Origin of the sequence: Rahnella sp. CJA17(1/100), from assembly GCF_963881615.1 — a bacterium.
GTDB classification, from domain to species: Bacteria; Pseudomonadota; Gammaproteobacteria; order Enterobacterales; family Enterobacteriaceae; genus Rahnella; species Rahnella aceris.
Genome location: NZ_CAWOJA010000019.1, coordinates 31,331 through 45,632, shown reverse-complemented (window position 1 = coordinate 45,632; position 14,302 = coordinate 31,331). Strand labels below are relative to the sequence as shown.

Genomic DNA, 14,302 nt, shown 5'->3' with positions numbered 1-14,302 from the left:
CCTGCTGAGTTATAACCTTATTCGTTACCAGATGATCAAGATGGCGTTCAGCCTGAAGGGAGATTATCTGCCTTATCAGCTGAGTTTTAGCGGTGCAGTGTCGGAGATATTACGGTTGTTAATCGGGCTGCCGTGGGCATCAGCGGGAGCCATCCCGGGTCATCTGAAGCATTTTTACAGCAACGCAGCGATGCTCAAACTGGCCTCTAGGCGTGAGCGTGAATATGCCAGGGAAGTGAGAGAAAAAAGGTCGAAATATCCCTTAAAAAACAATGCCGGTCACCTTAAGTGACCGGCATTAGCCGCTTATGCGGGTTTTTTAGTTACAGGCGCAATACGGGGATTATGATAAATACAAGTGACCGGCATGTTTATTCTAAAACGACAGGAGTGGATTTTGAGAACGCAGAAAAGATGGATGGGATATGTGGCTATCGTTGTAGACGATTACGATCGGGCGATTGAGTACTATACAAGCAAGCTTGGATTTACGCTTGTCGAAGACACACCTCAGCCAGGTAAGCGCTGGGTAGTTGTGACACCGAACCCGAAAAGCGACTGTAACCTTCTTCTGGCACGCGCCTCAAACGACAGACAGGAGGCGTTTGTCGGCAATCAGTGTGGCGGGCGGGTGTCAAGGTGACGCCATTTGCGCCGCCGGTGATCATGTATGGAGCAGGATTTACCGCAGGTTGGGCAGGTTAGTTGTGCGTGCCCAGCAATGCCGACAATGACCGTCACAGAACCGGATTTTTCATCAAGAGAAAGCGATTGAACTTGCCACGGTGCGGACAGGTTAAGGATAAGGATTTTTCGTCCATGAAAGTGCTCCGGGTTGATTAGATACTTAAAAGATTTACACATTCTTCTGGCACCCAACCAGACTCTCCAGAGTGTTTAAGCGCCCAGTACCAGCCATTAAGAGACTTGATGACAGTAATTTTCTCGCTGGACCTGACTGATAATTCAAGGGCCGTGTAGTCTTCAAGACAGGTAACTTCATTAGAACTTAGGGGAGAAAATATTTGTTGGGGAGCCCATCCGGCTCTGCCTGAGGGGAGTGTTATCCATACCCACCCCTGATATTCAAGGTCACAATGGCTGATAACGACAGTATCATTCTTCGTTATCGAAATGGGGTCAGGAAAAGCAGAAGTGTAATTTCTGATAACAACAGCAGCATTATTCAAGTGGCATCTCCCATTGTTCGGTGAACAGCCAAAATCCTACAATAGCCACCACAACAGGGGAAGACCCGAATACACACAGTAATAATCTTTATCTTCCAGGAGGAATTTATATGCCCGATACAGATCCAACGAACTCCGGTCCAGGCTGGGGTGATCATGATACCCCATACGGCCCCATTCATAGTTATACCGACCCCGGCACGGTAACCGCTGGTGGTAATGCAGGTAAGCAGACCGATATTGGCCCCGAAAGGACTATTAATATCCCAACAGCCAAAAGCTATAATGGGGTGTATATGTCAATGTGTGTAACAAATCTGAAAAATCACGAGGGCTTTGTTAATAATATTTATGCTGACGGAGATGGCAATCCTACTGTAGGGATCGGTCACTTACTGGCAAATATTGATGCTGCTTTAGCTCTACCTTTTAGAAATACTTATCATCAAGCCTTAGGTCATGGTGACAGCAATAATATTGAACAAGCTGCAACGGTTGAGCAGATCAAAAAATAATAATAAAACTTAATGTTTATTTTAGAGGGCTGTTAACGTCTATTTTATTAACGTCCCAAACCGGCGAGGTTTGAGATATGACCTGATAACTCGTAAAGTCCCAAACATCCTCTGGGTTTTTAAAGTTCGCCAGTGTGAGGAATAGATGCACAGTACCTTTTTGATCGACATAATTATGAGTGGTAAAAGGGAAGTAACCCACTTTATTTGTTTTTGAAATGTACGCCCCATTATCTGTCATGCTCCAGTCCGTCGCCGTATCACTGATAGTTTTGGCTTTTATATCAAAAGTGCTCAACGTTTTCATGGCAAGTTCAGCAGGAAAATGCTCAACAATATCCTTGATACTTACAGGCTGTGTTGTTGCGCTAACGTCTTGCCACCCCTTCGCTGTGGCGTAAGCTTTCATGAAGCATTCGTCTAAGTTTCGGGTTGCCTCACCTAACTCCTGAAGATCGCGACCTGGATATCCAACAATTTTTTTCCCTGCCTTACGCAAGGAGACATATTCATCACACGTTTTTACTTGTACCTTACTGGCATCGTTAAGTTTTAATAAAACGGTTGCATTATTAAGTTCTAACACATCATCAGTTTTGCTTTCCTTGCTGACGGCATTGCTAGATATAATTATCGCCACTAATGTGAGTAATGTTTTAATCTTCATATTTTCTCTTTAAACATCAAGTTTAAAATTGAATGCCGATATTTGTCATGTGAGCGCAGTAATTAATGACACATTGAGCATGTGTTCAATAATTCTTCATGTCAGTGTAGACGTAATTTCTCCTACTTTTCAAGACTTGCTTTAAGTAATTATCGGTTAACTCTTTGCCAGTGTTGCCCTCAGGGAACGTTCGTTCACGGCTGAAAAATCCGGAATTTTTACCAAGCTTACTAAAGGCGTTTCCCCGGATGAAGATTTAAACCCAAAGTGCGCAATTCCTTTAAGTGGGCGGCATTAGAGTCTGGGTCTCATCACTCGTTTTCACACCTTCCAGATTCAGCATGACCCCGTACAAATGGTTGGTAAAGCGCTTGTCTACTTCCTGTGGCCAGCGTGGCGGATCGGTTTGTAACGTTCCCAACGTGCGCATCCCTTTATGCTGCTCGGCTTTACGCTCGCAGTACTCATCATCGGTGTATCCCATCGCCTCAATGATCACGCTATGCTCCCGGCCATCTGGCGTTATGGCCTGAATGATAAAATCCGGCAGCACATAGCCTTTCTCTTCCTCGACATCCACCTCAATATCAAACAGGGGTTTCAGCAGGGTGAGGTCGCCCGCTTTGCCTTTGAGCCATCTGACCACTTCTGCTATCCCTTCCAGCGTTTGCCGCTCCAGTCCGCTGTCTACCGGTACCGGGCGTGCGCATATCCTTCACTGCATATTACCGAACCCTCAGCCCCGCGCCGAAAGGCCAGGGTCACCCAGTAAGGCGGCCTCACGCCTTCCTGCGACTCTCCGTTGATGCTGACACTTTTCTCCGGGGCGAACGTGCGTTCACCGCCGTTCCACGCAAAGGTTACGTGCTCACGGCTGACCAGGTCCGACATGAATATTTGATAAAAAACCCGGGCTTTGCCAGCAGGCCAGTTTGTGTCCGGGCGCTCCAGTGCCAGCATCAGCCTTTCCTGAGCAGCTTCGCCCATCGCTGGCTGAAAGCGCACGATTTCCGAAAGCCGGCGGCCGCGGATAAACTCCTGCGCATCCGCTGAGGCCGCGAGGGCGTCAAGCCAGATTCTGGCCGTCTGGTTAGGCAGCGGGCTGACCGGGCTGAAGGTGTTCAGTCCCGCATCCTCAATGAGCGTCAGGAGGAGGCGCGCAAGGCGGGGACGGCGTTTGCGCCGGGTTCGGTCATCGCCTGCCGTCACCGGCTTGCCCGACGCTTTAATGGTCGTTTCCGACTCGTCGGCGGGTAAAAAATCTCGGTAATTGAGGCGCTTGCTGCCGGCAGCTTGCCGGGTTCCTGAACGGGTGGCATCCTCATCGCCTTTAAAGACCCGGAACATCGGACAGGACGGATCATGACTGTGACCAAATCCTGACAGGAACAGCGTCTGGGTTTCAGACATCAGCTTGGCACTGTTGAGCGCGGGCGTGTCGCCGGCGATGCAGCTGCACTGCAGCCAGAGTTCACTCTCACGCATTTCAAGGATAACGTGTTCCGCCAATGCACGATCCTGCGCATTGCGCGCCTGCTTGTGGCCGAAGATATTTTTAACAGCAGTTTCTTCTTCCTCTGTTAGCCAGCGTTTCAGGGCACCCCGTGGAGCTTTTTTTCTAATGAGCTTCATGACCATGTTTATCTCCTGTTCCTGCACAACGGCTTTAAAACACACTTAGCGATGCGGCGTTTTTGGTGATCATCTCTTTTACTGCATAACGAAGCTAGATAAGAGTTCCAGAGGAGAGGAAAGCCTGTACTGGAATTTTTTGAGGAAAAAGAACATGCAGTTGAATGATTGGAATTTAACATAATGATGAAGCACTGCATGACAGCCAGTTTTAAGCGAGGAGCTGACATTGGCTTTTGGGCTGGTGGTTTTTTAGCGTGTCATTGCCAAACTTGTGTTCCCTGATGGAAAGCCAGCTCCCATCGCCCCCTGTCAGAATACAGCCAGCAAGAAGAACGTAGGGATACTCGGCTGCCGGCGCAGTACTCTCCTATGCTGAGCAGCCGGATATCACTGTTAAGAATGATCGTTGGACTTAATTCGCCCGCCAGAGATGCTATCGTCTCCGCCGGGCACCGTGAAGACTGCATTCAAGTGTTTTCAGCTTTTCCAAGAGCATTTTTCTCACCCTAATTGAACCCTGACAGTTGAATGAATTTATCATAATAGCCAAGGCCAATCTTTAGTGCCCCCGAGAGGTAACCTCCGCTTTTGGCACAGGAGTACCAAAGGGCATCTATTATAGTAAAGGAAATACCTCAAGTACCTAAATTAAAAGATTAAACGATTATTAACAGCTCTGCTTTGTTTCGTGAGGGGGTGTTGGCTATCGATCGCTTATATAAATTGATGGACCCTACATCAGAAACATGGGAGCCCGTGCGACTAATATCTCCCACTTGATTATACCAGCATGGGCCTTTCACCATCAGATTTGATTTAATGCGTCCTCACGCAAAGAAATTTATATTCATTAAATGTTTGCCATTTACTTCTTGAACTAACCCATAGGCAAATGTTAATTATATATACAAATTTAGCCGATGGGGTACGGGTATTTCCAGTGTCCTGGGTCTGTAGAGTCGACAATCGGGTCATTTCTGGCACGAGTCGAATATGCGTGGGCATGGTCCGATTTGAGATCATAGCAGATCAATCAATCCTTCAGAGCTGCTGACATGAACAGCATGAAACTAACTAACGTTTCTCACCACCAGATAATTATTACTTAATATAATCAATTTCTTACCGCGAATTGTTGGATTATGGTTTGAGGGCCAACCGTACGAAAACGTACTGTAAGCGAAAAATTAACGTCTGAAAAATCGATTAGTAGACAATGCTGTCCGTTAAATACCTTTTTTCGATTAAAAAGACGCCATTTTAAGAGCTTTTTTCTATGTCCATTATGTTTCGATATATCAGCCAGTTACTTGACTAACATACGTTTTCGTTCCATTGGATTTCAAACCCCGTTACCGAACGACCAGGACAGGACATCTGGCGTGTCTCACAACTGCTGCAGCGTTTGAACCTAACAGATAGGTAGAGATATCGGGCCGATGGGAGGCAATGATGATTAAATCCGCATCAATCGAATCGGCGAGCTTGAGGATTTGATCCTTTGGCGATCCGGTTACCACATGGGTTTGGATCTTTTCGGCGGGCAATTTGAATTGCTTAGTAAGCTCATCCAGTTTTGATAACGCAGCATGCTGTATTTCTTTCATTTTCGGCATTTCAAGCGAATAGGCCAGACCCAATGTTGAATAATACGGTAACGAGGGTATAACCGTGAGAAAATGTACTTTGGCGGTATTCATTAAAGCGTGCGTCTGAACAAAGGGGATGACCTGGCGAGTCAGTTCTGTTTCAGAAATATCGATGGGGACCAGAATTGAATTGTACACTTTAGATCTCCTATATTATTTTGTTCAGCTGAGAATAAACTGTTTACAATTAAAAAAATGTGTACCTGCTACCAAATTTGGATGCTGTTTCAGTCTTTATCGAAGATGAAACATACCTTAAGGCCGGTGACGAACGGGACATATTAAAAAAAGCCGCTGTAGATTCAATTTATCAATGTAACACATACGCGAAAATGTGCTGTTGCGAAGGATTATTGATGAAGCGAACATTTACAGCCAAGGAGAAAACGTCGGTTTTTGAGCTCAGGAAAAATGGGAAGGGGTTTAGGAAATAGCTAAATTTCTGGAGTCGAAACCAGGAACCATTTTCACCATGCTAAGAGACACCGAAAGGATAAAACCCAACGAACGCAGGCGGGCTGTGGCTCACTTAACACTGGGTGAGCGTGAGGAAATCTGTGCTGGTGTAAGCACGGCATTCAGCCCTGCCTGCTGTAGCCAGCTTAAAACGGCAGTGTCACAACGGTTTTATTGAATAAATCGAGTTTAGATAAAACTACCCCATGGGGTATGTAATGCCATTCTGCTGCCTTATGTTGAGTACTTTAACTTGATTGGCAACCTTAATCGCTTCCGCGATATTGCAGAGACCATGGGGGAAAACGTGGCCGGGCTCTCTACCGATGAGGCTGCGGTTAAAGCCATTAAAGCCATTAAAGCCATTAAAGCCATTCGCCGCCTGAGCAGGCAGGTTGGCATTCCTCGCGATCTGAAAAGCCTGTGCGTCAAACCTGAAGATTTTGCCATCATGGCCGAGAATGCGAAAAAAGATGTCTGCCAGTTAACGAACCCGCGCAAAGCGACTAAAGAGCAGGTCATTGAACTCTATCGTCAGGCTTATGAAGGCGAAGAGTAACGTTAGATAACTGCGCGACGATGGGCCCGAAAAACCTTCACCGTAAATGAATTAAGGCCTGGCTGCAGGAGACCTGCAGCCAGACTGTGTCCCTTAATCATCTGAATTAAGTCATGTCTTCATCGACTAAGCTTTTAGGCTGATTAAACCTCGCGTTTTTCCGCCCATTTCAGCATGGCATCGAGAGCAGGGCACAGCGCTTGCCCCCATTCAGTGAGCCGATATTCCACTTTCGGCGGCACCTGAGGATACACCGTCCGCGACACGATCCCATCGGCTTCCAGCTGTCTCAGTTGCTGTGCCAGCATCTTCTGCGAAATGCCGGGGATCAGTTTTTCAAAATCTGAATAGCGCTGTATCTTCCCGTCAAAAAGATGAAAAAGAATGATCAATTTCCAGCGACCTTCCAGCAGTCTCAGGACATATTCCACACCGCTGGCGGCAGATTCCGGGTTATATAACTTACTCATAATTCAGTAACTCACTTTTTCGTGCGTACTTGTCAATTTCACAGTCTATGTTGAATATAACAGTACTGTAAATAACGGGAGTACTGGGCCATGTCATTCACATTACCGCACGCTATTTCTACCTATTTCTCTATCAGCAATGGTGCAGATATCGCCAGAGTTAAGGATTGTTTTACCGTCGATGCCGTCGTAACCGACGAAAATAAAACCTATCAGGGGCACGTGGCGATCGCAGCATGGCAACGTGCCGCGCAGGCCACGTTTGACTACAGCGTTGAGCCAATTAAGGTTCTTAACGAAGGCGACCGGGTGACGGTCACCTCGAACGTCGTCGGTAACTTTCCCGGTAGCCCGGTAAAGCTTGATCATTCTTTCGGCCTGATCGGCGACAACATCAACACCATGGAGATTATCTAATGTCATTGGATCTTGATTTCCAGGGTAAACGCGTGCTGGTTACTGCGGGTACCAAAGGCGTCGGTAAAGCGGTGGTCGGGCTGTTAAAACAGCAGGGGGCCAGGGTGTTAACAACCGCACGCCACGCGCCCACGGAATGTATTGCAGATGCCTTCGTGGCGTCGGACCTGACCACGGTCAAAGGGTGTGCCTCAGTAGCGGAGGCCGTTCAGGCACACCTGGGAGGAGTCGACATCATCATCCATGTGGCGGGCGGTTCTACCGCACCCGGAGGGGGATTTGCGGCGTTGGGCGAAGAAGAGTGGCAGCAGGAACTCAATCTTAACCTGTTGCCCGCGGTACGTTTAGATCGTGCGCTGTTGCCAGGGATGCTGGTGCAGGGAGGCGGGGTGATCATTCACGTCACCTCTATCCAGCGTGAACTGCCGTTACCGGAATCCACCACCGGCTACGCGGCAGCGAAAGCGGCGCTGTCAGCGTACAGCAAAAGCCTGTCGAAAGAGGTATCGCCGAAGGGAGTTCGGGTGATTCGCATCGCGCCCGGCTGGATAGAAACCGAAGCTTCGGTGGCAATGGCGGAACGACTGGCGCAGCAGGCTGGAACGGATTACGAAGGCGGTAAGCAGATCATCATGAAGGCACTCGGGGGTATTCCGCTGGGGCGCCCTTCAAAACCCATTGAGGTGGCTAATCTCATTGCCTTCCTCGCGTCATCTTATGCTGCCGCCATCACCGGCACTGAATATGTGATAGATGGCGGCACCATCCCGACTGTATAGACAAGTATCTTAATCGGCTCCTGCTGGTAGCGAATGATAGGCTTGCGCCCTCCAAGGTAAAGGAGCCAGAACCAGGAACTCAACTCAAAGCCACGTAAGTGGCTTTTCTATGAAGTCTTAGACGATACTGCTGGGCGATACCACTCTCCCATTCTCTTCTTCGCTAGTGTCCGCTCCTCGCTCAGGTTGTGTGAAAACTTTTTTGGCCGCTGAAACTGCCAAAAACAGAGCTGAAAACCGCGCTCATACATAAAATTCGGCTCTACTAACCAGTCGATCAATTCCAGATTTTGCGTAGACGTGCGCCCTTCAGTTTTTGGTCAGGGTTTTCACACAGCCTGCGCTCACAGCGGACAGATTCATCATTCTGGTGACCTGAATATACGCAAGCTGGTTAAAAGAATTTAAAAATGTCCAATCAGATGATCCAGGAATGCCCGAACAGCAGGATTCGAGCGCCGACTTTCATGCCATAGTGCAAAAATATTATGCCGCTCTACGGTAAAATCCGTCAGCAGGGGAACTAAATTTTCATTCTTTACCCACGAATCAGCCATAAAGCTCGTCGCCATTCCTATCCCAGCACCGGCAACAACTGACGCCAGCACGACCTCGCTTGCATCAACAACGACATTTGATGATGGCAAAATTTCAATCTCTCGGCCCCCAACCTGGAATGGCCAGCGAAAAAGCTGCCCGGTGTTCTGGTAACGAAGATTGACCGTTTTATGCCCCATAAGGTCATTCGGGTGTTTTGGGGGGGCGCATTTTGCCAGATATTCCGGAGAAGCATAACAACCCATCCTATAGGATGAGAGGCGACGCGAAAGGAGATTGGAATCCGCGAGGTCGCCCAGACGGACAGCAATATCAATATTCTCATCAACGAGACTTAACACGCGATCGCTCAATCGTAGATCAATTTTCACATTGGGGTATATCGTGCAGAAATGTGGAATGACAGGAGCAATCATATGCAGACCGATCGGATACGATGCCGAAATTCGTAATGTACCTGCTGGCTCCGCGCGTTTTCGTTTTGCTAACTGCTCAATGTCCTCAGCAACCTGCAGTAATTGTAAAACGCGCTCGTGAAGATCGCGGCCTTCCGCAGTCAAAACCAATGAACGCGTGGTCCGTGCAAATAAAGTGACGCCCAGATGATTTTCCAGCCGCTGAATGCTCTTACTGATTGCTGAAGGTGAGACTGTCAGCGAACGGGCAGCGGCAGTATAGCTACCGAGCGCGCCTGCGCGAGCGAATGCGATAAGACCCGTGAGTCTTTCAAAACCTATTTGTTCCTTCATGGCATAATTAAAGCGAAATCCAGCCTGATTATCAATCTTAGAGAGTAGTTATATCATTTGTCACCTGAGCCCTTTTTGAGTGAGGTTATGATGACTGACGTAATGAAAGCAGTACAACTGCATACCTTTGGCGGACCAGAGAATCTGTTGTATGAAGACGCGGCGCGACCATTTGCGGGAAGCGACGAAGTACTTGTTCAAGTGCACGCCGCCAGCCTTAATCCGCCTGACTGGTATCTGAGAGACGGTTATCGGGCGGTTCCGCCTGAATGGTGGCCAAACCCAACATTCCCGCTCATCCTGGGAACTGATGTATCCGGAGTCGTTGCCGCGGTCGGCAATAACGTCCCTGGGTTCAGCCCAGGAGATGATGTCTATTCAATGGTGCGTTTTCCAGAAGGGATAATGAATGGCAGCGGTGCCTATGCAGACTATGTAAGTATTCCTTCATCAGAGCTGGCGTTAAAACCTCAGAGGATCACACATGTTGAGGCTGCGGGTGCGCCGATGTCGCTTCTTACGGCCTGGCAATTCCTTGTTGAACTGGGTCACGACGCACCAAATCCATTCCAGCCATTTCAGCATACAGCAGTTCCATTGGACGGCCGGACAGTACTGGTAAACGGTGCCGGTGGAGGCGTGGGGCATCTTGCCGTACAGATAGCGAAGTGGAAAGGGGCGCAAGTCATTGCCGTAGCCTCGTCCCGACATGAGAAACTTTTACGCCGCCTGGGTGCGGATGAATTCATCGATTACACCCTTACAGCAGCCGAGACTGTAGTAAACAATGTCGATCTCGTGCTGGATGCTGTGGGGGGTTCAAACATGGAGCGCTTCCTGCGCTGTATAAAAAAGGGCGGCGCATTATTTCTTGTTAATCCTATGGGTTTTTGCGGCCAGAATGAGGCCAATAAAAAGAATATTACCGTGTCATCAACGCAAGTACGATCAAGTGGTGCGCAACTCGTTGAAGCCGGTAATCTTCTGGAAAAAGGAATTATCAGGGTGGTTATTGATAGCACCTATCCCTTAGCCAGGGCAGCAGATGCGCATAAGCGTGCTGCGTTAGGAAGTATCCAGGGCAAGATTGTGCTCACGAATTTTTGATTCTTACTTCTCCGGGTTGTGATTACTTGAGGTTAGGTGAATCACAGTAAAATGAAGGTAATATGCTAATTATTATAGGTTATGTTCACGTCGATCCTTCGGCGTTGCGGCAATTTATGGACGATATGAAGTTATTGGCTAACTCAGTGCATAGGCGCGGAGGAAACATTTCGTACAATATCGCCGTAGAGGATCGTCTTGCAGGAAAACTGCTGATATCTGAGCGTTGGAAAGACCAGGTTGCGCTGTGTGCCCACCTTGAATCTGCCGACACTGTAGCGTTTATTGAGCGATGGCAGAATTCAATGAAAGGAGAGGTTCTAAAGTATGACGTATTCAATGAAAGGGGGCTGATGGCATTATAATTAGACGCTATGACCTGTCCTCGTTAATTTGAACACGGCAATGTTAGTAATGCCTCTTAAACATTGAGAACAACTGTGAACTTCCGCTTTTCGCTGTGAGTTCAACCGATGGATGCAGCACACTTGTTAAAACGTTCTCCGGGTGACTCATAGCGGCCGTCTTACGCTTCGGCCTAACCCTTTGTACCAAAGCGGACAGTGATTTTATTATGCAATAAAATCTCGAAGCTTTCGGTAAAGGTCACATAGTAGTGAAGGTAGTTCCTTGCAATCCCCTTACATTACTGACATCACTGATATATATTACTCAATGAGTGGCAGGTCATGCCTCGTTTGTAACGGGTACCGAAAACTTGCCACAGTAAATTGTGAATAATTCTTAAATGTGGTTTTTTGCATAAAATTTTCAAACGCCATGTTTTACGTTTATTATGAAATTTTCCGGTGGTTAATGAGGCATAATGTCATGAAACAATTAAGAATTTACACATTGAAAGATAAAACAAGTGCTGATAATTACTTCATAAATTGCTGGCCAAAGCACATGGTCAGTTTACCCAAGTTTGGTATATATGTTAATGATGTATATGTAGGCGGAAATGAACAATCAAATCAAGTTATAGCTGTCGTAACATTACCTGATGGATGCGATGTTAAGCTTTTAAATGAGGAATATATGAAAAGTCACGATTTCCATGAAGATATGTCAGGATTCAATATATCAGATATTATACGGGTTGATGAAATCTGCATTAGCAAATCTCTTTTTTAATTATCAACTATAAGTAGATTACTGTTTAAAGTAAACGCATAAATAATCTTTTCAAGAACATAGAAAACATTTCTCTTTCTGTAAAATTACATACTGTGTAACAGGATTGATAAGATCATTTCGTTAGCATCTGTAATTGATTCCCCTGCCCCTCTCATCGCATCTGGAATATTCACCAGATGCGATGAGCCTGAGAAGTCACTCTACTTGCCCGAATTAAATTAAAAGCTATATTCACTGGTTCGGCCAGCTTTCATAATGTCCGCTTGTACGCTTTCGCTCATTGACCTGCCCCCAGGATTAGATACAACGCTCAGTGAGTAATGTCGGATCCTTCACTATCAGAATTACCCTTTCTCCAACCCGCGGCAAATTCAGACGGCGTCTGATAATTCAGCGTGGAGTGCGGGCGGCACTCATTATAATCCTGACGCCATTCACTGATGGTTTTCCTGGCATGGCTGACGTCGCTGAACCCGTGTTCATTCAGGCATTCATCGCGAAAGCGTCCGTTAAAACTCTCAATAAATCCGTTCTGTGTCGGCTTGCCGGGCTGGATAAGCCGCAGCTCCACGCCATGCTCATAAGCCCACTGGTCAAGTGCTCTGCAGGTAAACTCCGGCCCCTGGTCAGTTCTTATCGTAGCCGGATAGCCGCGAAACAGCGCAATGCTGTCCAGAATATGCGTGACCTGCACACCTGAAATCCCAAAGGCAACAGTGACCGTCAGGCATTCCTTCGTGAAGTCATCCACGCAAGTAAGGCACTTGATCCTGCAACCAGTGGTCAATGCGTCCATGACGAAATCCATCGACCAGGTCAGATTGGGCGCCGCCGGGCGGAGCAGCGGCAGATGTTCTGCTGCCAGCCCTTTACGACGTCGTCTGCGTTTTACGCCCAGCCCGCTCAGATGATAAAGGCGGTACACGCGCTTGTGATTAACATGAAGCCCTTCACGGCGCAGCAGCTGCCAGATGCGGCGGTAGCCAAAACGCCTGCGCTCCAGTGCCAGCATCAGTGATGCGCCCTGATAAATGCGCATCAGCAAGTGAACGATGAGCGTCATAGCGGCAGGTCGACAGGGACAAACCTGTGAGCCTGCAGGAACAACGTTGCGACAGACCGGTCGCATCACACATCTACAGCACAGCTTCCCGCTTCTGGTCTGTCGTCAGTACTTTCGCCCAAGAGCCACCTGTGGCGCCTCCTTATCCAGCATGGCTTCGGCAAGCAGCTTCTTGAGTCTGGCGTTCTCTTCCTCAAGCGACTTCAGGCGCTTAACCTCAGGCACCTCCATACCTCCGTACTTCTTACGCCAGGTAATGGGATGGACTACCTCCTCCCTTTGCGCTTAATTGAACAAAATACGTTCAGCAGGAGAGTAAACATGAATATCGTCTATCTGGGTATCGATCTGGCTAAAAATGTTTTCCAACTCTGTGGTTTAAACCAGGCTGGAAAACCCCTTTACACGAAACGCGTTCACCGAAAAATACTGCTTCAGACAGTAGCCAATATACCGGCCTGCCTGTTGGTATAGAAGCCTCAACGGGCGCATTTTACTGGCAGCGCGAGTTTGAAAAACTGGGACATAAAGTAAAAGTCATCAGTCCCCAGTATGTTAAACCTTTTGTCCGCGGGCAAAAAAATGACGGCAATGATGCGTTGGCGATCGCTATAGCGCTGATGCAGCCTACGATGAAATTTGTCCCGCCAAAGAGCCCGGAGCAGCAAGATATTCAGGCCTTACACCGTGCAAGACAACGGATTGTCAATCATCGTACTGCGACGGTCTGTCAGATACGAGGCTTGCTGCTTTATCGAGGGATCCCCATGGGTATCTCTGTCACAAGGGCCCGTCGAGCGATTCCCTTGATCCTCGAAGATGCTGAAAATGGTCTCAGTGCACGTATGCGCAGAACGATTGCGGAGCTCTATGATCTCTTTTTAGATCTCGAACGGCGTATAGGTTTTTTTGATAAAGAGATCGACACTGTTTTTAAACAGTCTGAAGCCTGTCAGCGTATTGCTAAAGTGAAAGGCATTGGCCCAAAAACCGCCATAGCCGTTATTGCGGCGATTGGTAAAGGGACCGAATTTAATAATGGCCGCCATTTTGCTGCGTGGCTTGGCCTCGTGCCACGTCAACACTCTAGCGGAGACAGACAGGTGCTCATGAACATGACGAAAAAAGGCGACAAGCATCTACGAACTCTGCTTATTCACGGTGCTCGTGCTGTCGTCAGAGTGGCTACAAACAATAACGATGGCTATCTAAACCAATGGGTTAATCAACTTAAAGAGCGGCGCGGATTTAGCAAAACAACCGTGGCAGTTGCCAACAAGAATGCCCGGATTATCTGGTCAATTCTTCATAACGAGACAGAATATCGGCCAGCAGTAATATGATACTT

Annotated in this window: 12 protein-coding genes and 7 pseudogenes; 11 read left to right on the top strand and 8 right to left on the bottom strand. The window is 47.7% G+C overall.

Annotated elements, in window-relative coordinates; translation table 11 throughout:
- A pseudogene (locus tag AACU55_RS11040) lies at positions 1–292 on the top strand (IS4 family transposase); the annotation flags it as partial.
- 105 nt (positions 293–397) lie between these two features.
- A pseudogene (locus AACU55_RS11035) lies at positions 398–634 on the top strand (VOC family protein); the annotation flags it as partial.
- Here AACU55_RS11035 and AACU55_RS11030 read toward each other — a convergent pair.
- Together AACU55_RS11030 and AACU55_RS11025 are read right to left on the bottom strand one after the other, a co-directional pair.
- A pseudogene (locus AACU55_RS11030) lies at positions 631–864 on the bottom strand (hypothetical protein); the annotation flags it as partial. The pseudogenes AACU55_RS11035 and AACU55_RS11030 sit on opposite strands and share 4 nt — an antisense overlap.
- Positions 840–1,190: an SH3 domain-containing protein gene (locus AACU55_RS11025; RefSeq protein ID WP_134707033.1), complete on the bottom strand. Its 351-nt coding sequence runs from the start codon at positions 1,188–1,190 to the stop codon at positions 840–842. The gene AACU55_RS11025 and the pseudogene AACU55_RS11030, both read right to left, overlap by 25 nt.
- 110 nt (positions 1,191–1,300) lie before the next feature.
- Between AACU55_RS11025 and AACU55_RS11020 the strand changes: the two genes are divergently transcribed.
- On the top strand, positions 1,301–1,705 hold the full coding sequence (locus AACU55_RS11020; RefSeq protein ID WP_134707032.1) for a hypothetical protein: 405 nt from the start codon (positions 1,301–1,303) through the stop codon (positions 1,703–1,705).
- Between the two features lie 16 nt (positions 1,706–1,721).
- Here AACU55_RS11020 and AACU55_RS11015 read toward each other — a convergent pair whose 3' ends face one another.
- From AACU55_RS11015 to uspF, 3 genes and pseudogenes are all read right to left on the bottom strand, one after another.
- Complete coding sequence (locus AACU55_RS11015; protein ID WP_134707031.1) at positions 1,722–2,372, bottom strand: hypothetical protein; 651 nt, start codon at positions 2,370–2,372, stop codon at positions 1,722–1,724.
- Positions 2,373–2,652: 280 nt separating this feature from the next.
- Positions 2,653–4,010, bottom strand: a pseudogene (locus AACU55_RS11010) (hypothetical protein).
- Between the two features lie 1,349 nt (positions 4,011–5,359).
- On the bottom strand, positions 5,360–5,794 hold the full coding sequence (gene uspF, locus AACU55_RS11005; protein WP_134707030.1) for a universal stress protein UspF: 435 nt from the start codon (positions 5,792–5,794) through the stop codon (positions 5,360–5,362).
- Positions 5,795–6,012: 218 nt separating this feature from the next.
- On the opposite strand from uspF, the pseudogene AACU55_RS11000 reads away from it, so the two are divergent.
- Together AACU55_RS11000 and AACU55_RS10995 are read left to right on the top strand one after the other, a co-directional pair.
- Positions 6,013–6,239 (top strand): annotated as a pseudogene (locus AACU55_RS11000) (IS30-like element IS30H family transposase); the annotation flags it as partial.
- A 66-nt stretch (positions 6,240–6,305) separates the two neighbouring features.
- Complete coding sequence (locus tag AACU55_RS10995; protein WP_256369602.1) at positions 6,306–6,671, top strand: iron-containing alcohol dehydrogenase; 366 nt, start codon at positions 6,306–6,308, stop codon at positions 6,669–6,671.
- 143 nt (positions 6,672–6,814) lie between these two features.
- Here AACU55_RS10995 and AACU55_RS10990 read toward each other — a convergent pair whose 3' ends face one another.
- Complete coding sequence (locus AACU55_RS10990; protein WP_134707029.1) at positions 6,815–7,141, bottom strand: winged helix-turn-helix transcriptional regulator; 327 nt, start codon at positions 7,139–7,141, stop codon at positions 6,815–6,817.
- Between the two features lie 90 nt (positions 7,142–7,231).
- Here AACU55_RS10990 and AACU55_RS10985 point away from each other — a divergent pair, with 90 nt between their 5' ends.
- Both AACU55_RS10985 and AACU55_RS10980 read left to right on the top strand, forming a co-directional pair.
- Entirely contained in the window at positions 7,232–7,558 is a 327-nt protein-coding gene (locus AACU55_RS10985) for a nuclear transport factor 2 family protein (protein ID WP_134707028.1), read from the top strand.
- Positions 7,558–8,337, top strand: a complete 780-nt coding sequence (locus AACU55_RS10980; RefSeq protein ID WP_134707027.1) for an SDR family oxidoreductase — start codon at positions 7,558–7,560, stop codon at positions 8,335–8,337. Before AACU55_RS10985 ends, AACU55_RS10980 begins: the two co-directional genes overlap by 1 nt.
- A 404-nt stretch (positions 8,338–8,741) precedes the next feature.
- Here the strand turns inward: AACU55_RS10980 and AACU55_RS10975 are convergent, their stop codons facing one another.
- Positions 8,742–9,644 carry a LysR family transcriptional regulator gene (locus AACU55_RS10975; protein ID WP_134707026.1) on the bottom strand — a complete coding sequence of 301 codons (903 nt, stop codon included), beginning with the start codon at positions 9,642–9,644 and terminating at the stop codon, positions 8,742–8,744.
- Positions 9,645–9,734: 90 nt separating this feature from the next.
- Here AACU55_RS10975 and AACU55_RS10970 point away from each other — a divergent pair, with 90 nt between their 5' ends.
- The 3 genes from AACU55_RS10970 to AACU55_RS10960 all read left to right on the top strand — a co-directional run bounded on the left by AACU55_RS10970 (position 9,735) and on the right by AACU55_RS10960 (position 11,888).
- Positions 9,735–10,751, top strand: coding sequence for an NADP-dependent oxidoreductase (locus AACU55_RS10970; protein WP_134707036.1), 1,017 nt, complete (start codon positions 9,735–9,737; stop codon positions 10,749–10,751).
- A gap of 62 nt (positions 10,752–10,813) precedes the next feature.
- The gene (locus AACU55_RS10965) at positions 10,814–11,116 is read left to right on the top strand and encodes a putative quinol monooxygenase (protein WP_134707025.1); all 303 of its coding nucleotides are present in this window, start codon (positions 10,814–10,816) and stop codon (positions 11,114–11,116) included.
- Between the two features lie 466 nt (positions 11,117–11,582).
- Complete coding sequence (locus AACU55_RS10960) at positions 11,583–11,888, top strand: hypothetical protein (RefSeq protein WP_134707024.1); 306 nt, start codon at positions 11,583–11,585, stop codon at positions 11,886–11,888.
- Positions 11,889–12,201: 313 nt separating this feature from the next.
- On the opposite strand, the pseudogene AACU55_RS10955 reads toward AACU55_RS10960, so the two are convergent.
- Positions 12,202–13,209: pseudogene (locus tag AACU55_RS10955) on the bottom strand (IS3 family transposase); the annotation flags it as partial.
- 66 nt (positions 13,210–13,275) lie between these two features.
- Between AACU55_RS10955 and AACU55_RS10950 the strand changes: the two are divergent.
- Positions 13,276–14,297, top strand: a pseudogene (locus AACU55_RS10950) (IS110 family transposase).
- Positions 14,298–14,302 lie beyond the last annotated feature (5 nt).